Genomic DNA, 21,295 nt, shown 5'->3' with positions numbered 1-21,295 from the left:
CGAGTCCTACCTTCGGAGCCATATGGGGAAGTACTCAAGAGGCTGAAGAGGCGCCCCTGCTAAGGGTGTAGGTCGGGTAACCGGCGCGAGGGTTCAAATCCCTCCTTCTCCGCCATACATAGTTTGTTGTTTGGCCCGTTGGTCAAGTGGTTAAGACACCGCCCTTTCACGGCGGTAACACGGGTTCGAATCCCGTACGGGTCATCAAAAAACACTCTCAAGATATTAAATATCTTGAGAGTGTTTTTTTTTTGAAGAATAAGAGAAAAGCAAGATGTATCCCTATACCTGATTACCAATGGGGTATAGATATAACGGCGTTTTTAATAAATATAGTTTTTCACACCATGACTTTTAAATGCTTATTTGGATTCGATAATTATGAAAACGCTGCGTTTCTTTCCCCCATGTAAGACGACAATGTTTTTTCAAAGATATCAAAATAGATAATATATTGTCCTTCTCTTATTTCTTTGTTTCTTTAAGTCCAGGTAAATTTATGTTAGAATTCATATTTCACTTAACTCCTATCTTAATCTTTTGCCACAGCAACTTTAGTAAAATATATTTAGAGATTTTTTTATTGTAAAATTGTTTAATCTACCGAATTATTTACTATGGACCGTTTTTAATATATGTCTTATCATAAATAGCTTTGTATTTAATTATTCAAATAGATTTGTGTAAGAGTTTAACTAAGGTAATAAAACGAAACGCTTTTGGCTTTTAGAAGTTTCAAGCGTTTCCGTGCAAAATTACTATTAACACATCACTATGAAAATATTGAAAACGTTATTGGATAGGGGTGGGAAATGATGTCAGCCCCGCCTATTGACAAAGAGTCTAAAAAACTTAATTTGTACAAAATATAAATTTAAAAAGATTTTTAATCCTCTTTAATAAACTATTATGATACGTTTCATCACTAAAGAGAATTAAATTAGCTTTTTGATATTACTGTATTTCAGAATTTATGCAGTTTTCAATTTTTCTACGTTTGAAAAAACTAATTTAAGCAAAAATTAATGATACGTAGAAGGAGGAAATGACATGAATCAATCACAAATCGAACAATTGAAAAACCAATTATTAGAAGAATTAAAGGACTTAAAAGAGGGAATAGAAACACATGATGATATAGACCGAACTGAATTATCGAATTATGATAATCACCCAGGAGACAATGCTTCTGATTTAACTATCCAGCTAACAGAATATGCAATGGATGACTATAAACAAGAAAGTATAGATAAAATAGAAGCAGCATTAAAGGCAATTGACGATGGGACATATGGTAAATGCAAGGTTTGTCATAAGGAAATATCTTTTGAAAGACTAGAGGCTGTGCCGTCTACATTAACTTGTAAAGAGCATAGCCAGGAGAAAATTGATATGGAAACAAGACCTGTAGAAGAGGTAATCATGGATGAGCTAACACATAAATCTTTAAAAACAGTAGATTTCGAAGATGGTTCTGGAGAATTTCCTTCTTCAGATAGTCCACAAGATGTACCACAAGAGATTATTCATCAAAATAACCAAGAAACATCAATTCGTGATCGGCTACAATAATTAACCGGAAAACTGATATTTAAATAAATATGGAATGTATCTGCCAAATTTTATACAATGTATAAAAGACTTAAATGGTGGTGGATACATGCAGATTATTGATTTACATTGTGATGTATTGGAAAAATTAACTCGATTGGAAAATGTAGATTTTCGAAATGATAGTAGGCTCGATGCCAATTTAAACAACTTAAAGGCCGGTAATGTAAAAGTTCAAGTATTTGCAATTTTTATTCATCCAAGTGTTCCACAAGAACGAAAATTTTTAGAAGCTGCACGTCAAATTGAAGCCTTTCATACAAAAGTTTTAAGTGAACCTGAAATGATTCATATAACGGAATGGAATCAAATTAATGACCTAGAGGATGGACAAATTGGTGCTGTATTAAGTTTGGAAGGCTGTGATTGTATTGGGGACGATCTTGAAAAACTTCGAGTGATTTTAGATGCAGGTGTTAAATTAGTCGGTTTAACATGGAATTACGAAAATGAAGTCGCTTATGGAACATTAGAAGATAGCTCAAAAGGGTTAAAGCCATTTGCTAAAGATGTTATCGATTTATTGAATGAACGTAATATTATTATCGATGTAGCTCATCTAAATGAAAAGGGATTTTATGACTTGCTGCCATTATCAAAATATATTTTAGCTAGTCATTGTAATGCAAGAACATTATGTGATCATCCACGAAACTTAACGGATGACCAAGTAAAACAATTAGTTAACCATGGGGGAAGAATCCACGTCGTATTTTATCCGCCATTTATTCAAAAAGGAGAAGACCATGCTACAATAGAAACGTTAGTAAAACATGTAGAGCATTTATCAAATCTTGTAGGGATAGAGAATATTGGATTTGGCTCCGATTTTGATGGAATTGAGCCATTGTTTGTAGAGAAATTATCAAATGCATCTGAATTTCCAAACTTAATTCAAGCTTTATTAGAAAAATTTACTGAAGATGAAGTTAATTTATTGGCTTATTCAGGTTTAGTTAATTTTGTATCTACTATTGAAGGGCGCAAAATGTAATAATTTTGCGCTTTTTATTATGGAGAGTTTTGTTATTTTTACATATAAAAAATCTAAGGGAATAAGTGATATCGATATTGTAAGTGAGAAAAAAGTGATATGATAGAAATGATAATAAATAATTCGATGTTAGTTATTCAATAATAGTTGTTATAGGTAGCAGAATTATATTTCTGCTATTTTTATGCGAATTATTGATTTTTTGACGGAGGGAAGTTTCATGCATCAGAAGTGGTTACAGACCACTGAAGTAGAAGTGGGAACAGTTAACTCAAAATTATCCTTCTATATAGAAACGATTGAAGTTAACCGATTATCTGCGTTAGCATTTTTTGCAGCAGGTGAAAAACAATATAAAGGACAACGATTTTTCTGGCAAAATCGTGAAAAGACGTTTACTTTAGTAGGTCTTGGTCATGCCTACGTTATTGAAAATAATGCGAATAACAATCGCTTTGACCTTGTTGAAGAAGAGTGGAAAGAACTTACGAAAAATATCGTAAAGGAAGAGAGTGAACCACAACCTATACTTTTTGGTGGATTTACTTTCGATCCGGAAAATGACAAAAAAGATGTATGGGGAGATTTTCCTCAAAGCTTTTTTGCAGTAGCTACTTTTCAACTTGTCATCCGGAATGATAATGCATATGTAAGCATTCATTTAGTGACAGATAAGGAAGATAGCTTAGAGGAATTTGAGGCATTACGCCAAGAACGAGATCATTTAATTCATGCAGCTCAAGTAAGAGAAGTAAAAATGTATGAAAAACCAGCAATGGCAAATTATCTTGAGCTTTATAAGGAAGACTATTTAAATTCAATTAATGAAGTTACAAGTTTAATTAAACAAAACAAGGCAGAAAAAGTTGTTATTGCTAGAGCTCTTGAAATGGCATTTAGTGATACTTTAACATCTCCACAAGTGTTATCACATGTAATCAATGAACAACCCGAGAGCTATTTATTTGGTTTAGAACGTGATGACCTTTTATTCTTTGGCGCCTCACCAGAACGATTAGTAAAAGTAGAGGATGGGAATGCTTTTTCATCTTGTGTAGCAGGATCCATAAAGCGTGGTAAAACTGCAGAAGAAGATAAAATGCTTGGACAAAGCTTATTAAACGATGCCAAAAATTTAGGTGAGCATCGATATGTAGTTGAGATGATTGCGGAAACGTTTGCAAAGAATTGCCTTGATTACAAAGTGCCTAAAAACCCAAAATTATTAAAAATACGTGATATCCAACATCTCTATACACCTGTTGAGGGAAAATTAACGCCAGATGCAACAATTTTGCAACTGGTGAAGCACTTACATCCCACGCCTGCTTTAGGCGGAGTCCCTCGCAAGGAAGCATTAGCTGTTATTCGTAGATACGAATCGATGAATCGTGGATTGTATGCAGCTCCGTTAGGATGGATTGATGCAGAGGGAAATGGTGAATTTGCTGTAGCTATTCGATCTGCTGCGCAAATTAATAATAAGGCATTTTTATACGCAGGCGGTGGGATTGTAGCTGATTCGGAGCCAACTTCTGAATATGAGGAAACGTTAGTGAAATTCCGTCCAATGCTGCGCGCTTTAGGAGGACAATTGAATGAATGAACGTGAAATTTTAACGAGATATGTATATCAAGTTGTAGCATCTTTAGTTCAAAATGGTGTTGAAGATATTGTAATTAGTCCTGGTTCTCGCTCGACGCCGCTAGCATATGCGTTTGCTTCAACAAAAAATCTTAATGTTTATAGACAAGTAGATGAACGCTCAGCAGCATTCTTTGCATTAGGTATAGCAAAAGCTAAAGCAAAACCAGTTGTACTCTTATGTACTTCTGGTACCGCTGCAGCAAACTATTTCCCTGCAATCGTAGAAGCAAAATATGCTCGAGTACCCTTAGTTGTTATAACAGCGGATCGTCCTCATGAATTACGTGAGGTTGGTGCACCTCAAGCTATTAATCAAATAAGGCTTTATGGGGAACAGGTTAAATGGACTGCAGAGTTTCCGATTCCAGATGGGGCAAAGCAAACATTGCCATATATTGAACGTCATATTGCACGTGGAGTTAATATTGCCACTACCCCTCCATTTGGTCCTGTTCATTTTAATGTTCCGTTTCGAGAACCATTGCTTATTGATTTTCAAGAAGAGCTTCCAGCACAAACCTTTCATAGCAGCTTTGTTGGCAAAATAGCTCCGTCAGAACAGGCAAAAGATGTACTTGCAACGGCTATTAATCAAACTAAAAGAGGGTTTATTATTGTCGGTGAACTAGCGCTTGGGTCAGACTTAAAGCAAATTTGGTCATTTATCCGCAAATTAAAATGGCCTGTTCTTGTTGAAAGCTTGTCCAATCTTAGAGCAAATGTACCTGAGGATTGCACACCTTATATAATTTCTACATACGATGCATTGTTAAAAAACAGTAACTTTAAAGAAAAAGTCGTAGCTGATACTGTAATTCGCTTTGGAGCCCAACCGGTATCAAAATTTTTAACAATATTTTTAACAGAATCGCTGCCTAGTAATTATATAGTCATTGACGAAGATCCAATGTTCCGAGATTCAAGTGCAGTTTCAACTCATTTTATTCACGCCAATGTAGGCAACTGGTTAAATGAATTGAACATTGATAGCAGCAATTTTGATAAAGATTATTTAAATAAGTGGCGTAATAGCGAAGAGGTAGCGGTGAAGCATATTAAGGAATATGCTGAAATTGAATCAGATGAAGGTGCCGTTGTTCGATATTTGCTAGAGAACTTACCGAACGAAAGTGATCTTTTTGTAAGCAGCAGTATGCCAATTCGTGATATTGATACTTTTTTATTGCCAACATCTAAAGATATTCAAATCTTTGCAAATCGAGGTGCAAATGGCATCGATGGTGTTATGTCAACGGCAATTGGCTTTAGTCAAGGAAGGAAAGAACGGGAGCTTTTCCTGTTAATTGGCGACTTAGCATTTTTACATGATGTGAATGCACTTATTACAACTCGTTATCAGCCATGTAAAATTACTGTAATTGTATTAAATAATGATGGGGGTGGCATTTTCTCTTATCTTTCACAGTCAACAGTAAAAGAGTATTATGAGGATTTATTTGGAACACCAACATCATTACAGTTTGAAGCAGTAGCGAATATGTACAATATGGAATATGTTCGAATTCAAGAGTTCAATGAATTGAATCAATTATTCAACAAAGAAAATGAAAATCCATTGCGTTTAATTGAAATATTTACAGACCGTCAAAAAAATGTGATTGCCCATCGTAATCTTTGGCAACGAATTCATACGGAGTTGGAATAATGATATTATCTGTCAACGGAATAAAAGTACATGTTCGAATATGGAATAAAGCTGCAGAACAGACAATTGTCATGCTTCACGGATTTACAGGAACTGTTGGGACATGGGAGCAGGTTGCTTCATACTTGCCCAATATTCGAATCATTGCTATTGATTTAATCGGTCATGGACAAACTGAGGCTCCTGAGGATGTTTCGAGCTACACAATGCAGGCGCAAATAAAGTTATTAGAGCAAACCTTTATTCAATTAGATTTAGAACAATTTGTACTGCTGGGCTACTCAATGGGAGGACGTGTGGCATTATTTTATACTGTTGCGTATCCAAAACGAGTAAAACAATTGATTTTGGAAAGTGCTTCTCCCGGTTTAAAAACAGAGGAAGAACGGGCTGCTAGAAGAATGTCTGATGAAGCACTTGCAAATAAAATTGAACATCAAGGCATCAAAGACTTTGTAGAAATGTGGGAAAACATTGCTCTATTTGCTACTCAAAAAACTTTACCTGCCCCTATTCAACAAGCTGTAAGGGAAGAAAGATTAGCACAAACAGAAATTGGACTAGCTAATAGTCTACGTGGAATGGGAACAGGGGCACAAGACGAGCTTTGGTCTCAACTTAATAACATCAACTTACCAGTTACTTTAATAACTGGTTCATTGGATGAAAAATTTTATTTTATCGCACAAAAAATGATTGAGGAATTGCCAAATGGAGAACATTTACTAGTAGAAAATACAGGACATGCAATTCATGTGGAAAATCCTAAGCAATTTGCTACAATAGTAGAGGACGCTTTAAAAAGAAATAAGGGGGTAATTCAATGACGCGTGAATGGACAACTTTACATACTTACGAAGATATTAAGTATGAGTTCTATAATGGAATTGCAAAAATTACGATTAACCGTCCAGAGGTTCGTAATGCATTTCGACCTAAAACAGTTGAGGAAATGATTGATGCATTTTCGCGAGCAAGAGATGATAAAAATGTAGGAGTAATTATCCTAACAGGTGAAGGTGAAATGGCTTTCTGCTCAGGCGGAGACCAAAAAGTTCGCGGCCATGGCGGTTATGTTGGTGATGATAACATCCCACGTCTAAACGTATTAGACTTACAGCGTTTAATTCGTGTAATTCCAAAACCAGTTGTTGCAATGGTAGCTGGATATGCAATTGGTGGTGGACATGTATTACATGTAGTATGTGACTTAACAATTGCAGCGGATAATGCCCGCTTCGGTCAAACAGGACCAAAAGTAGGTTCCTTCGATGCTGGATATGGCTCAGGTTATTTAGCACGTATCGTTGGTCACAAGAAAGCCCGTGAAATTTGGTACTTATGTCGTCAATATGATGCACAACAAGCACTTGAAATGGGTCTAGTTAACACAGTTGTACCTTATGAGCAATTAGAAGATGAAACAGTAAAATGGTGTGAAGAAATGCTTGAAATGTCACCAACTGCTCTTCGCTTCCTAAAAGCAGCAATGAATGCGGATACAGATGGTTTAGCAGGACTTCAACAAATGGCTGGTGACGCTACACTTCTTTACTACACAACTGATGAAGCAAAAGAAGGCCGCGATGCATTTAAAGAAAAACGCAAGCCAGACTTTGGTCAATTCCCAAGATTCCCTTAATGCAAGGGCATTAAGCTTTTCGAAAGTTTAATTTTTATTTAAAAGGAGGGGGTTAGAAAAATAAATTTCTAATCGCCTCTTTTTTATATAATTTTTTTGAAGACTATAGGTTGTAGCGTTAAAATAGTACTATTGCAAGTAGTAGGAGGAAGAAAAATGTATCCTAACTGGATTTTACAACGTGCACGTTTAACGCCAACACGTATTGCACTTAAATTTGAACAAGAGTCATGGACTTTTGAACAAATAAAAGATATCTCTGTAAAAAGAGCTCAGCAGCTTATTGCTTTAGGGATTAAACGAAAAGAGCGAGTTGCGATATTAGGACCTAATCATCCACAATCTGTTTTTATGATGTATGCTTGTATGCATTTGCAATGTGAGATGGTGATGCTTAATCGTAAATTATCAAAAGGTGAGCTGCAGTACCAAATACAAGATTCGGAAGTATCTGTTGTGTTAGTTGACGATGAAGATCTTGAATTACTTCCAGAACAAACAACATTCCTTTTATTTTCAGATGTAGAGAAAATTAAGGTGCAGGAAATATCCATTAATGAAGAATGGTCTTTAGAACAAACAACATCGATTATGTATACATCGGGAACAACTGGTTTTCCAAAAGGGGTTCGACAAACAGTTGGAAACCATCAAGCAAGCGCCCTATCATCCGTTTTAAATATCGGATTATCAGAAGATGATGTTTGGCTGTGCGCTGTTCCATTATTTCACATTAGTGGTTTCTCAATTTTAGTACGTTCATTGCTATATGGGAATCAAGTAAAGCTATATAAAAAGTTTGATAAAGAAGAGGCTATTCATGATATAGCTTATGGTGAAGTAACGCATATGTCAGTTGTTGCTTTCACATTAGAGAGAATTTTACATGGATTAGAGCAGCAAAACTTAAAAGCTTCTCCAAGGTTTAAAATCATACTTGCTGGAGGAGGCCCTGTGCCAGTAAATTATCTTGAGAGGGCAAAACGTCTCGGGTTAGCTGTATCTCAAACATATGGAATGACTGAAACCTCATCACAAACAGCAACATTATCTTATGAAGATGCATTTAGAAAAATAGGTTCTGCCGGGAAACCTTTATTTTTCAATCAAATAAAAATTGCTAATGCAAGTGGCCCTAAAAATGAAGGCGAAATATTAATACGTGGACCACATGTTACACCTGGGTATATAGGCCGTTTTTCAGAAAAAAGTGCAACTGAGGATGGTTGGCTTCATACAGGCGATATTGGATATTTAGATGAGGAAGGATATCTTTTTGTTATAGATCGCCGTTCAGATTTAATTATTTCTGGTGGAGAAAATATTTATCCAGCCGAAATTGAAAATGTGTTAATGAGCCATGATGCAATTCGCGAGGCGGGCGTTTGTGGTATGGCGGATGAAACATGGGGAGAAGTACCAGCGGCATTTGTTGTCCTAAAATATGATGTTTCGAAAGAGCAAATAAAAGAGTTTTGTTTAACGAGATTAGCAAAATATAAAGTACCTAAACAGATTTACTTTGTACAAGCACTTCCGCGAAATGGCTCTAATAAATTATTAAGAAGAAAGCTAAAAGAATTATTATAAAAAAGACCTCGAAAATTGACTGTATATTTGTCAATTATTCGGGGTCTTTTATTAGATAAAGGTCGTAGTTCCACTCGTTGTATACGCCTTTTTGATTCAAAAGAAGTGAATATTATAGCTAAAGGCTGTTTATATGCTACTTTATGGATTTAAAGCTTTCTGTAACGTGTCAATATTCTTTTCCATCAATGTAAAATAAGTTTCATTATTTTTGATATCTTCTTCTGTTAATACGCTTAGGTTATGCAATGTTAGTGTATCTGCACCTACTTCCTTTTGAATAACTGAAGCAAGTTTAGAAGAAACGTTTTGTTCAAATAAAATATATTTTATATTTAATTCTTTTGCTTGCTCAACAATTTGCGTTAATTCTTTTTGAGAAGGTTCACTTTGCGAGTTTAGCCCAGCAACTGCAACCTGCTCTAATCCATATGTTTGGGCAATATAGCCAAATGAAGCATGAGATATAAAGAATGTTTTTGTTGCAGCTTCAGAAGCCATTTTTTTAAAATCTTGATCTAATGATTCAAGCTCTGAGACTAATTGGTTATAGTTATCATTGAATGTTTTTTCTTGTTCTGGCAAAGTTTCAACAAGTTCATTTTTAATTGATAATGCTAAATCTTGTGAAATAGTAGGAGATAACCAAATATGAGGATCAATATCTCCATGGTTATGCTCATCATGAGATCCTTCTTCATGTGCATGTTCATCTTCTGCATGCTCATGCTCTACTTCTTCATGTGCATGTTCATGTTCTGTTGTTGCATTTAACTTTTCATCTGAAACACTATCAGCTGCTGCAACAAGTTTAACATTTTCATTTTCTAAAGTTTCTTTTGCATTTTCAACAAAGCCTTCTAATCCAAGACCGATGTAGAAAAATAAGTCAGAGTCAGCCAATTTCATCATATCTTGCTGAGTTGGTTCAAACGTATGCTCATTTGCTCCAGGAGGATAGATGGAAGAAACATTTACGTAGTCTCCACCAATACGTTCTGCAAAGTAGCTTAATGGATAAACTGTAGTATAAATATTTAATTTCTTAGATTCTTCTTGATTCGAAGTAGTTTCACTAACTGAATTCGTATCAATGTTTGTACTATTACAAGCTGTTAAAACAAGTATTAGTGCAAACAATAATAAAAATGATAATTTTTTCATTAAATCACACCTTTTTAAATAGTAATAATTACGATTTGTATTTTCAACATTTTCAATAATACATGAACAATGAAAAAATAACAATAAAAAAAAGCCTCCGATTTTATTTTTTTTTCGAAGGCCATTTTTCTGGTACCGGATCAAATCCTCCAGGATGAAATGGTTGACATTTTAATATGCGAATAATCGTTAATATTAAACCTTTAATTGCTCCATGCTTTTGAAAAGCTTCTAAGCCATATTGAGAGCAAGTTGGGTGAAAACGGCAAGTTGGAGGCGTTATAGGTGAAATAAATTTTCGATAAAATTGAATGAGCCAAATAAAGGGATATTTCATTTTTTTTACTCCTGATTTTTATATTAAAATCTATTTATTTTCTAAATATACCACTTCTCTTAAATAGAAGTAACAAAATGCTTTTATGTTCACCGGATGTTTAATTTTTAGAAGAACGGTTATAGTAAAGATGTATTAAAGATTAAAAAATTTTATCATTTTATTTTTTGAATTATATGCAACAACTAGTTTAATTTATAGCATTTCCTAATTACATTATCCGGTTGAGGTGATTTTTATGGCAAACAAAACATTAATTGAACAATTAAATGATTTAGTTGCAACATGGTCCGTACTTTATACGAAATTACACAACTATCATTGGTACGTAAACGGCCCTTCCTTCTTCACACTTCACGCAAAATTTGAAGAGCTGTACAATGAAGTAACATTAAATTTAGATGAAGTTGCTGAGCGTATCCTTACAAAAGGGGGAAAGCCAGTAGCAACCTTATCAGAGCATCTTCAAATGTCACACATTAAAGAAGCAACTGGAACAGAGTCGACTGAAGAAATGGTACAAACGACAATTTCTGACTTTAAAACAATTATGACTGCTTTAAAAGAAGCAATGGGAAAAGCAGCTGAAGAAGGTGATGACCGCACAGAGGATATGCTAAATGCGGTTGTTCAGAGCTTAGAAAAACATACATGGATGCTGTCAGCGTTTTTAGGGAATAACCAATAAAAATTAAAGCTTTACAATGAAAAGGGTAAAGCAATCGGACTGCTAAGAAAAACGACTATCATAAATCAATTACTTTTTATTTATCATAGAAAAATCCGCTTTAACGGCGGATTTTTTATTTTAACTAGAAAACTTTTAACAATTTTTGTGGCTGTACACTTTTGAATAACTACTATTTTTTCGTACCATACTTAATGAAAAGGAGTGATTATCATAGATCAAACAACAATTTACGTTTCAGTCCTAAACCAGTCCTTTAGTTATATTCCTTTAGGGTTGCCATGTGAATTTAAACTTCAATTGGATCAAAATAAAGCACAAATATTCGAAAGACTATTTATGCAAATCGATTCATTAGAATTTGATAATGCTGTACGCGCACATCTTCCTTATATCCCATATCATTTAGATGCATCTAACGATGAAATTGATACTCGATTAAAAAAAATTTATGCTCTTATCCATGAATTTGGAGATGACCATACAAAAGAATTTGTCAAGCAACTGCCATATTTCCATTGATTACAGTGCATCCCTTAGCTAGACTATAATAAGTATAGGAGATGAGCAAAGGGATGTTTACTTTTATAGATAATAATGGATGTAAGGTGAATTTAAGATTTGATGAAGGTCCATTTGATATTGAGCCAAAGCATGTAATTGTTTTTGTGCTTTATCAAGGAAAATGGCTTTGTACAATTAATAAAAAACGCGGTGTAGAATTTCCTGGAGGCAAAGTTGAGCCTGGTGAAACCTTACAACAGGCAGCTATCCGTGAAGTTTATGAGGAAACAGCTGTACATATAACAGATTTAAAATGGTTTGCATACTATGTCGTGCATGATAAAGTACCTTTTTGTAAGGCGGTATTTACAGGGAAAGTGGAAAAAGTAGATCCCTTTATCGGAGAGTATGAAACAATCGGTATGACATGGCTTTCAACTGAAGAATTAATGAATCATTCAAATTTAAGCTTCTTCATGAAGGATGATGGAATGAAAAAGATGTTACAGGAAGTGAAGTATCATGAAAGACAATGGTAGTATTGAATCTATAAGAAGCTATCCGTCACCCAATTCAACTGTACAATTACAAGAAATTGTATATTGGTCACAAGGATATCGTGTAAAGGGATTACTTGCAAAACCAAAAGCACAAGGGAAATATAGAGCTCTTCTTTATTTGCGCGGTGGATTGCAATCTATCGGAATGGTTCGACCGAGTCGAATTGCTCAATTTGCGAGTCATGGGTTTGTCGTTTTTGCCCCCTACTATCGAGGAAATCGGGGAGGGGAAGGAAGGGATGAATTTGCTGGTGACGATCGCTGCGATGCTGTAAATAGTGTAGAACTATTGAAACAAATTGCAAATGTGGATGATGTACATCTGTTTGGTTTTTCGCGTGGCGGATTAATGGCACTATGGACAGCTATTTTACGAAATGATATTAAATCGGTCGTAACATGGGCCGGCGTTTCAAATGTAACTTCAATGTATATGGAACGTGTAGATATGCGTAGAACATTAAAGAGAATAATCGGTGGATCACCGAATAAAGAACAAGAAAAATATGATGAACGAACACCACTTTATAAAGTTGATAAAATTAATGCACCAGTTCTTATTATTCACGGAACAGAAGACGACAACGTCAGCATTGATCAATCATATGAGCTTGAACAAAAATTGATGGAAGAAAAGAAACAGGTGGAAACATGGTATGCATCTGGACTTTCTCACCATTATCCTCCTGAAGTAAACAGAAAAACGGTTAAAGCACTTTGTGAATGGATGAAAACAATTTAATCTTTTAATGCGAGGACTGTCTAGAAACTTGGACAGTCCTTCTATTTTTTTGCATTAAGATCCTTGTCAATAGGGAATCGTCCAAACAAAATAATGGGCGGTTCTCTTTTAAATTTTAAAATATTAAAATTTTTCCGATATTTTGTTATTTATCTATTTATTCAGAAAATTAATTATGATATATTGTAATTATTACAGTAATGCTAAAAAAAGGAGGTGCAAAATTGGAAGAGGTTTATTCAAAGATTAAGGAGCTTCGTGTAAAACAAAATATGACATTAAAAGATCTAGCAGAAAAAACTGGCTTGTCATTGAGTTTTATTTCACAGGTAGAACGCGGAGCTACTTCTCTTTCCATAACATCTTTACAAAAAATTGCAATTGCCCTTGAAGTAAATATGAATTACTTTTTTGAGGAAGAAGTAAGGGCAGAGAATTATGTAGTTCGTAAAAATGAACGACATGAGTTTACAACCAATTTCGGAAGTCAAATCTACACTAGGTTAGCAGGAAGCTTCGGAAATCGAAAATTAGAACCTCTACTAGTTACCCTCCCTCCAAAGATTAAAGAGGAACAGCAATATTCTCACAACGGAGAGGAATTCTATTATGTATTAGAAGGGGAAGTTATTTTTTATTTAAATAACGAAAAACACCATCTTTATGTTGGAGATACAATCCATTTCCCATCATCCGTGGAGCACCAATGGGAAAATCCACTAGAAACAAATTCAACAGTTATTAGTATTGTTATACCGATTATTTTTTAAAGGGGGATTCAAATGAGAATAGCTACAGATATTGGAGGTACTTTTACAGATTTAGTATATGTTGATGATTTAGGGAATTTTGGCATTGCAAAAAGTAGTACAACGCCGCCGCATTTTGAAAATGGTGTAATTGATGTGTTGGATAAAATCGGTGAGACAGGTAAAAACAGCGACATGTTTATTCATGGAACAACGGTTATTATCAATGCATTGACTGAACGTAAAGGAGCAAAAACAGGTTTAATCACTACAAAAGGATTCCGTGATGTATTAGAAATTGCGCGCGGCAATCGTCCTGATTTGTTTAATGTGAAGTATGAGAAGCCGAAACCATTTGTTGAGCGCTATTTGCGAAAAGAAGTTTCTGAACGTTTAAATTTTAAAGGTGAAGTGGTTGCTCCACTAGAACGTTCTGAAATTGAAGAAATCATAGAAGAGTTTAAAAAAGAACAAGTAGAAGCGATAGCTGTAGCGTATTTGCATTCATATGTAAATCCTACCCATGAGATTCAAACAGTACAATGGATTCGTGAACTTTGGCCAGAAGTAAAGGTAACTGCTTCAAGTGAGATTACTAAAGAGTGGCGCGAATATGAACGTACGAACACAGCTGTTCTAAATGCATACGTACAGCCGATAGCAGGTGAGTATATAGAAAGATTGGAAAATAAAATTTCCGAAAATTCAAACTTCAAACAAAGTTATATTATGCAATCCAACGGTGGAACTTCAAAGTTTAATCGAGCGAAAAATTCACCAATTACTATGGTTGAATCAGGACCGGTTGCAGGAGTTTTAGGTGCAGCAGTTTTAGGTGAATTTATAGGTGAGAATAATATTATTGCCTTTGATATTGGAGGAACAACTGCAAAATGTTCATTAATTGAGAACGGAGAAGTAAAGCTTTCAACAGATTACTATATTGAAAAGGACAACCGAAATGCTGGCTATCCAATTAAAACACCGGTTGTTGATATTGTAGAGATTGGTAATGGCGGCGGCTCTATTGCATGGATTGATGATGCAGGTTCATTAAAAGTTGGACCACAATCAGCAGGTGCATATCCAGGACCAGTAGCTTACGGCTTAGGTGGAACAGAGCCTACTACTACAGATGCTAATTTATTAACAGGCCGTCTATCAAGTAAAAACTTCGATTATGAGGTTGATTTAAATGCCGTTCGTGGCGCAATCGAAAGTAAAATTGGCCGAAAATTTGATATTTCAGCTGAAGAAGCTGCTTTAGGAATCATTCGTATCGCTAATTCCAATATGCTAAACGCACTTAAATTAATTTCTGTTCGTAAAGGATATGATCCACAAGACTTTACTTTGATTGCATTTGGCGGCGGTGGTTCAATGCATGCACCGGCATTAGCACTAGAACTTGGTGTGAAAAAAGTTGTTATCCCAGTAGCATCTCCTGTTTTCTCTGCGTGGGGAATGTTGATGACTGATTTGCGAAATGATTATATTCAAACTTATATTAAAAAAATGGACGAGTTATCAGTTGAGGAACTCAACTCACATGTAAAGGAAATGGAAGCAAAGGCTTTGTCGGAATTTTCTGCAGATGGTATTGATGAGAGTTTAGTAGAATTCAAATTATATTTAGACATGAGGTATTTGGGTCAAGAACATACAGTAAAAGTGCCGGTTGAGCTTAGCGATTTATTTAATAAAGAGCGAATCATTAATGAATTCCATAAGCTTCATAAGAAAAACTATACTTTTAATTTACCAGAGTCTCCTACTGAGATTGTGAATTTCCATTTAACAGCCTTTGGTAAGGTGAAAAAGCCGCAACTTAAAGAATCTCGTATTGAACATGAACTTGAGGAAGCAAAAAAAGAAGTGAGAGATGTTTACTTTGAACAATTAGGTTGGGTGTCAACTCCAGTTTATGACCGCGATTTGTTGCCAACAGAACAAGTAATTTCAGGACCGGTCATTATTGAAGAAAAGGCTGCTGTAACAGTAGTTTATAAATCTCAAAAGATAATGAAAGATGTATTTGGAAATCTTATTATCGAAAAGGAGGAAAAATAAATGACAGCAAATGCAGTGAAGCTTGATCCATTTACTTTAGAAATCGTTAAAGATTCTTTACTTGCAGCAGGCGATGAAATGTTCATTGCTTTAGCAAGAACTTCAATGAGTCCAATAATTTATGAAGTGCTAGATTATGCAAGTGGTTTAACTGATGCAGAGGGAAATCTCCTGACACAAGGCAATGGAGTGACAGGATTTATCGGGATGTTGTCGTTTATGGTAAAAGAGACATTAGCAAAATATCCGGGAGATAACTTAAAAGAAGGAGACGTTATTATCATTAATGATCCTTACCAAGGTGGAGGCTCCCATTTATCTGATGTCGGTCTAGTAATGCCAATTTTCCATGATAATAAATTAATTGCTTTTGCAGCGAATAAAGCTCACTGGACAGAAGTTGGAGGAAAAGACCCAGGTTCGTTTACAAATGATGCAGTAGATATCTTCCAGGAGGGGCTGCAATTCCCGTGCATCAAATTGTTTAACGAGGGAGTTGTAAATGAGGCATTAGTGGAAATCATTTCAGCCAATGTACGCTTCCCGGACTTATCATTAGGAGATATGTATGCGCAAGTAGCGGCGCTTAAAACAGGAGAAAAGCGCGTCAAGGAGTTATGTGAAAAATATTCGTCTGAAGTTATTCAATCTGCGATTACGTATCACTTAAATCACGGAGAAAAAATTTCTAGAGCAGAACTTACTAAATTGCCAAAGGGTGATTTTTATGCAGAAGACTTTATTGATACAGATGGCATAGGTAATGGCCCATTCCCGATAAAAGTGAAAGTTACTATTACAGATGAAGAGTTTATTTGTGATTTTAGAGGCAGCTCACCTCAAGTACCTGGTCCTATGAACTGTTCGTTTACAGGGTTAGCCTCTGCTGTTCGAGCAATTTTCTTGGCAATTACAAACCCAGATATTGACGTGAATGATGGAGTATTTAGACCATTAAAAATTATTGTAGATGAAAAATCGATTATGTCTGCTGAAAGACCGGTGCCAGTATCAAATTATTTTGAAACACTATTAGGCAGCTTAGATTTAATTTGGCAAGCACTTGCTCCACATATCCCAAATCGATTATCAGCTGGCCAATTTTTATCCGTATGTGCGGTTACCTTATCAGGAACTCACCATGAAGATGGGGAATCTTTCTTAATAGTAGAGCCTTCTGTCGGTGGGTGGGGAGCATCAAATAATATGGATGGTGCATCAGGACAGTTTTGTTTCTCAGACGGTGAAACTTACAACGTTCCTATAGAAGTAGCAGAAACTCGATACGGGGTTATGATTGATGAATATAGTTTGCGAATCGATGGAGACGGCTCTGGTGTTGGTCAATATGTTGGCGGTAAAGGTGTTATTCGCTCCTATCGTGCAATGACTGATAATCAACTCGTTACAGTTACTTTTGGACGCAATAAGTTTTTACCTTGGGGTGTAAATGGAGGGCATCAAGGATCTCCAAATCAATTTATTATTAAAAAATCAGATGGTACTGAAGATGGACCATTTGGAGTTTACCCAAGATATAAGCTCATGAAGGGTGATGTTGTACAACTAATGACTGGAGCAGGTGGAGGTTATGGAGACCCAAATTTAAGACCGCCAGAAAAGGTTGCACAGGACGTAAAAAATGGCTATTTTACAATCGAAGAAGCACGAAAATATTTTGGTGTAGAAATTGATTCGGAAACTTATAGCTTTAGAAAAATAGAAATATAGAAAAAGAGGTTATTAATAATGGAAATTCAGAAAAATATTGAAATATCTGGAACTGTAGAAGATTTATTTAACAAAAGCTTTGAAAATACTTGTGTACGATTTGGCATTGCAACGATTCAACCAGGTGAAAGACTGCCAAATGAAGGTTTAACGAGCCATGAGGAAAACGAATTTTCTTATATTATGAAAGGAACTCTTAGTGGTGAATCAGGGGGGGTCCCTTATTCTATCAAAGCTGGGGAAGCGTCAATAATTCCAGCTGGCGAACAACATTGGTGTGTAAACGAAGGCAATGAACCGGTTCAATTAGTCTATGCCCTTGTAAAATAAATGAATGGAGGAATTTTTATTGAATAAAGTTGAAGATTCTACACGTTTAGGACAAGAAGAGGAAATAAAATTTCTAAGTAATGATCCTGCTCTGACTGAAATTCCGCTAAAAGATCGACAACATTGGCTTACACCAGCGATGATTTTTGGAGGATTAGAATTTACAATTCCAGTATTAATGGTCGGTGCTTCATTAGCAGCGAGCTTTGGTTTATCAAAAATCCTTTTAATTTTAATAATAGCGCTTTTTGTTTTTCAATGGGTTGGCAATACTGTTGCGGGTTATATTGGTGCGAAAACGGGTAGATCTTCATCTGTTATAGCGAAAACAAGCTTCGGCACTACTCAAGCACGCGTTATTGTAGGGTTAACGATATTTGTCGTATCTCTCGGCTGGTGGGCACTACAAACAGCAGTTGCAGGGAACGCAATTTCGGCCATGTTTGGCATTGATTATACAACACAATATTGGAGCTGGGTTTTAATAACTGTAATTGCTGGTTTACTGTTTGCTTTACCTTCAATAATTGGCTATAACTCAATGAAATGGACAGACTATTTAGCAGTACCAGCAGGGTTGATATTAATTATTGGTGGGATTTACTTATCATTAAAAAATATTGGTTGGTCAACAATAGCTAATTGGAATCCTGAGCCGACAATGACAATTGCAGCTGCTATTAGCCTTGTAATAGGTGTAAACGTTTCTCAATGGGTAATTGCTTCTGACTATACTCGTTATGCTAAACCAACGTGGAAAGATAATTTGTTAATACCTAGTGGAATTGTGGTTGTTGGCTTCCCATTGTTTATTGTTGGGGCGATTATGTCTGTAGGCGTTGGTGATGCCGATATAGTAAATGTAATGATGAATTTAGGGTTTCCTATCTGGGGCTTTTTAATTTTATGGTTAGCTACATGGACTTCACAAATTGTAAATAATTACAGTATGGGCTTAGCCCTTGCAAATGTGTTAAATATTAGTTCAAGTAAAGGACGTGCAGTTTTAACTTTAATAGGTACAATAATTGCGATCATCATTGCAATTTTAGGAATCCTAGATTACTTTGAGGACTTCCTGTACTTAACTGCTTTATTATACCCTGCAATTGCTGGCGTTTTATTTTCTGACTTCTTCTTTATACGCAAACAAAAGTGGGTTGAAATTCCGGGCTGGAACTGGATGGCAACAATAGCAGTAGTTATTTCGGTAATCGTTGGCTATTATACTCAATATATTAATCCAATGGGACTGCCGGCTATTCAATCTCTACTAGCTTCAATGGCTGCATACTTAGTCGCAATGAAAATCAAAAAGAAAGTAGCACCAGATTTGTTTACTGAATAACATTTTATAAGTTGCACTGTAAAATTGTATCATTTAAGGAGCGGGCTTCACATTTTGAGCCCGTTTTTTTTTATAAAAATAAAAAGCAGATTGCTCATGTAATTATGAGAATTTGCCCAGATGTTGACAAACGCTTTAATACTGCACTGTACTTGCCGCTATGCTTATCAGACAGTATTAATGTTTATAGAAAAAAAGTATAGAAAAGTCAAAATTGACTTTTCTATACTCCTAGAAAACAGCTCAAGTAAATAGGAGCTATTTTCTTTTGTTATCTATGATATAAACTTAAATAGGATATGTCTAACTTTGAATTAAACTAAAGGTCCACCTTTTTTCAGGATATCTTCAGAAACGTTGGCGAATTTTTTAAAGTTTTCTTTAAATAAATCTGCTAGGTATTGAGCTTTTTGATCGTATGCATCTTTATCTGACCAAGCAGCACGAGGATTTAATACTTCACTTGGTACACCCTCGATTGCCGTTGGGATGTGTAAGCCAAAGATTGCATCTTGAGTAGTTTCTACATTGTTAAACTTACCATCGATAGCAGCACGTACCATTGCACGAGTATAAGAAAGCTTCATACGACTGCCAACACCATATTCCCCACCAGTCCAACCAGTGTTTACTAAGAATACTTGTGAACCATGTTCATCAATTTTTTGCCCTAACATCTCAGCATACAGAGTTGCTGGAAGTGGTAAGAATGGTGAACCGAAGCAAGTAGAGAATACTGGTTCAGGTGATGTAACTCCACGCTCTGTACCTGCTAATTTTGAAGTGAAACCGTTTAAGAAGTGGTACATTGCTTGTTCTTTTGTTAATTTGCTGATTGGAGGTAGCACACCAAAAGCATCAGCAGTTAAAAATACGATTGTTTTTGGGTGACCTGCAACAGAAGACGTAACAATGTTATCAATATAGTGAATTGGATATGCTGCACGCGTATTTTCAGTTAATGAAATATCATCATAATTAGGAATGCGAGATTCTGGGTCTACAACAACATTTTCTAACACTGTTCCGAAACGAATTGCATTATAAATTTCTGGTTCTTTTTCACGTGATAGATTAACTGTTTTTGCATAGCAGCCACCTTCAATATTGAACACACCGCTATCAGACCAACCATGCTCATCATCACCAATTAATTTACGATTCGCGTCAGCAGATAGGGTTGTTTTACCAGTACCAGATAAACCGAAGAATAAAGCTACATCTCCAGCTTCACCTACGTTTGCAGAGCAATGCATAGGGAAAATTCCGTTTTCCGGCAGTAAGTAGTTCATAATACCGAAGATAGATTTTTTCATTTCACCAGCATATTCAGTTCCACCGATTAAAATGATTTTCTTTTCTAATGATACAATAATGAATGTTTCAGAAGCTGTGCCATCGATTGCAGGATCTGCTTTAAAGTTTGGTGCTGATACGATAGTAAATTCTGCAACATGAGAAGCTAATTCTTCTTCAGTTGGACGGATGAATAATTGATGACAGAATAGATTGTGCCAAGCATATTCGTTCACAACTTGAATAGAAAGCTGTGAATCTTTATCTGCGCCGGCAAAGCCTTTAAATACATAAAGTTCATCTTTTTCTTTTAGATAGTTTACAACTTTTACATAAAGGTTATCAAACACTTCAGCAGAAATCGGGCGGTTTACATTACCCCAGTCGATTTTGTCTTTTGTGCTCTCTTCAGTTACAATATATTTATCTTTAGGAGAACGGCCTGTATATTTACCTGTTTCAGCAACGATAGCACCATCAACAGTTAAAATAGCTTCTCCGCGGGAAGTAGATTTTTCCACTAATTGTGGTACTGAAAGTTGAACTTTAACATTACCACCGTTTAATAATTCCTTCAGTTCGTTTGCAATTTCTACTGAATTCATCGATTAAATACCATCCTTTT

Annotated in this window: 19 protein-coding genes, 2 tRNA genes and 1 pseudogene; 19 read left to right on the top strand and 3 right to left on the bottom strand. The window is 35.5% G+C overall.

All coding sequences use genetic code 11. The features are described 5' to 3' along the window. Nucleotides 1–24: 24 nt before the first annotated feature. The 10 genes and pseudogenes from EKG35_RS09140 (at nt 25) to EKG35_RS09100 (ending at nt 9,151) form a co-directional block, all read left to right on the top strand. Nucleotides 25–115 (top strand) — tRNA-Ser (locus tag EKG35_RS09140). Nucleotides 116–132: 17 nt separating this feature from the next. Beyond that, nucleotides 133–204: transfer RNA gene (locus EKG35_RS09135), tRNA-Glu, on the top strand. A gap of 438 nt (nt 205–642) precedes the next feature. Further along, nucleotides 643–803: pseudogene (locus EKG35_RS21605) on the top strand (ISL3 family transposase); the annotation flags it as partial. Between the two features lie 247 nt (nt 804–1,050). Then, entirely contained in the window at nt 1,051–1,572 is a 522-nt protein-coding gene (locus EKG35_RS09130; protein WP_126294139.1) for a TraR/DksA C4-type zinc finger protein, read from the top strand. Nucleotides 1,573–1,660: 88 nt separating this feature from the next. Then, complete coding sequence (locus EKG35_RS09125) at nt 1,661–2,605, top strand: dipeptidase (protein ID WP_126294138.1); 945 nt, start codon at nt 1,661–1,663, stop codon at nt 2,603–2,605. Nucleotides 2,606–2,825: 220 nt separating this feature from the next. After that, nucleotides 2,826–4,211, top strand: coding sequence for an isochorismate synthase (locus EKG35_RS09120; RefSeq protein ID WP_126294137.1), 1,386 nt, complete (start codon nt 2,826–2,828; stop codon nt 4,209–4,211). Beyond that, nucleotides 4,204–5,919, top strand: a complete 1,716-nt coding sequence (gene menD, locus EKG35_RS09115; RefSeq protein WP_126294136.1) for a 2-succinyl-5-enolpyruvyl-6-hydroxy-3-cyclohexene-1-carboxylic-acid synthase — start codon at nt 4,204–4,206, stop codon at nt 5,917–5,919. The genes EKG35_RS09120 and menD overlap by 8 nt, the downstream gene beginning before the upstream one ends. Next, nucleotides 5,919–6,746, top strand: coding sequence for a 2-succinyl-6-hydroxy-2,4-cyclohexadiene-1-carboxylate synthase (menH, locus tag EKG35_RS09110; RefSeq protein WP_126294135.1), 828 nt, complete (start codon nt 5,919–5,921; stop codon nt 6,744–6,746). The genes menD and menH overlap by 1 nt, the downstream gene beginning before the upstream one ends. Further along, entirely contained in the window at nt 6,743–7,561 is an 819-nt protein-coding gene (gene menB / locus EKG35_RS09105; protein ID WP_126294134.1) for a 1,4-dihydroxy-2-naphthoyl-CoA synthase, read from the top strand. Before menH ends, menB begins: the two co-directional genes overlap by 4 nt. 156 nt (nt 7,562–7,717) lie before the next feature. Beyond that, a complete protein-coding gene (locus EKG35_RS09100) occupies nt 7,718–9,151 on the top strand; it encodes an o-succinylbenzoate--CoA ligase (protein WP_126294133.1) in 1,434 nt (477 codons plus the stop codon). Between the two features lie 141 nt (nt 9,152–9,292). Here the strand turns inward: EKG35_RS09100 and EKG35_RS09095 are convergent, their stop codons facing one another. Beyond that, nucleotides 9,293–10,315 carry a metal ABC transporter solute-binding protein, Zn/Mn family gene (locus EKG35_RS09095; RefSeq protein WP_126294132.1) on the bottom strand — a complete coding sequence of 341 codons (1,023 nt, stop codon included), beginning with the start codon at nt 10,313–10,315 and terminating at the stop codon, nt 9,293–9,295. 103 nt (nt 10,316–10,418) lie between these two features. Then, nucleotides 10,419–10,652: a membrane protein insertion efficiency factor YidD gene (gene yidD, locus EKG35_RS09090; protein WP_126294131.1), complete on the bottom strand. Its 234-nt coding sequence runs from the start codon at nt 10,650–10,652 to the stop codon at nt 10,419–10,421. A gap of 238 nt (nt 10,653–10,890) precedes the next feature. Between yidD and EKG35_RS09085 the strand changes: the two genes are divergently transcribed. The 9 genes from EKG35_RS09085 to EKG35_RS09045 all read left to right on the top strand — a co-directional run bounded on the left by EKG35_RS09085 (nt 10,891) and on the right by EKG35_RS09045 (nt 19,374). Continuing rightward, nucleotides 10,891–11,340: a Dps family protein gene (locus tag EKG35_RS09085; RefSeq protein ID WP_126294130.1), complete on the top strand. Its 450-nt coding sequence runs from the start codon at nt 10,891–10,893 to the stop codon at nt 11,338–11,340. Between the two features lie 339 nt (nt 11,341–11,679). Beyond that, entirely contained in the window at nt 11,680–11,862 is a 183-nt protein-coding gene (locus EKG35_RS21245) for a hypothetical protein (RefSeq protein ID WP_246020273.1), read from the top strand. Nucleotides 11,863–11,915: 53 nt separating this feature from the next. Next, nucleotides 11,916–12,383, top strand: coding sequence for an NUDIX hydrolase (locus tag EKG35_RS09075; protein WP_126294129.1), 468 nt, complete (start codon nt 11,916–11,918; stop codon nt 12,381–12,383). Next, nucleotides 12,367–13,146: an alpha/beta hydrolase family protein gene (locus EKG35_RS09070; RefSeq protein WP_126294128.1), complete on the top strand. Its 780-nt coding sequence runs from the start codon at nt 12,367–12,369 to the stop codon at nt 13,144–13,146. The genes EKG35_RS09075 and EKG35_RS09070 overlap by 17 nt, the downstream gene beginning before the upstream one ends. 224 nt (nt 13,147–13,370) lie before the next feature. Next, complete coding sequence (locus tag EKG35_RS09065; RefSeq protein ID WP_126294127.1) at nt 13,371–13,916, top strand: helix-turn-helix domain-containing protein; 546 nt, start codon at nt 13,371–13,373, stop codon at nt 13,914–13,916. Between the two features lie 12 nt (nt 13,917–13,928). Continuing rightward, nucleotides 13,929–15,965, top strand: a complete 2,037-nt coding sequence (locus EKG35_RS09060; RefSeq protein WP_126294126.1) for a hydantoinase/oxoprolinase family protein — start codon at nt 13,929–13,931, stop codon at nt 15,963–15,965. Beyond that, nucleotides 15,966–17,696, top strand: a complete 1,731-nt coding sequence (locus EKG35_RS09055; protein ID WP_126294125.1) for a hydantoinase B/oxoprolinase family protein — start codon at nt 15,966–15,968, stop codon at nt 17,694–17,696. Nucleotides 17,697–17,714: 18 nt separating this feature from the next. Next, nucleotides 17,715–18,026, top strand: a complete 312-nt coding sequence (locus EKG35_RS09050) for a cupin domain-containing protein (protein WP_126294124.1) — start codon at nt 17,715–17,717, stop codon at nt 18,024–18,026. A gap of 19 nt (nt 18,027–18,045) precedes the next feature. Next, nucleotides 18,046–19,374, top strand: a complete 1,329-nt coding sequence (locus tag EKG35_RS09045) for a cytosine permease (protein ID WP_400194848.1) — start codon at nt 18,046–18,048, stop codon at nt 19,372–19,374. A 314-nt stretch (nt 19,375–19,688) separates the two neighbouring features. Here EKG35_RS09045 and pckA read toward each other — a convergent pair whose 3' ends face one another. Further along, complete coding sequence (gene pckA / locus EKG35_RS09040) at nt 19,689–21,275, bottom strand: phosphoenolpyruvate carboxykinase (ATP) (RefSeq protein WP_126294122.1); 1,587 nt, start codon at nt 21,273–21,275, stop codon at nt 19,689–19,691. Nucleotides 21,276–21,295: the final 20 nt, after the last annotated feature.

This window comes from Lysinibacillus telephonicus (genome assembly GCF_003966145.1).
Taxonomy (GTDB): Bacteria; Bacillota; Bacilli; order Bacillales_A; family Planococcaceae; genus Ureibacillus; species Ureibacillus telephonicus.
Note: the sequence above shows the minus strand (reverse complement) of the source record. Positions and strands in the feature narration are given on the sequence as shown.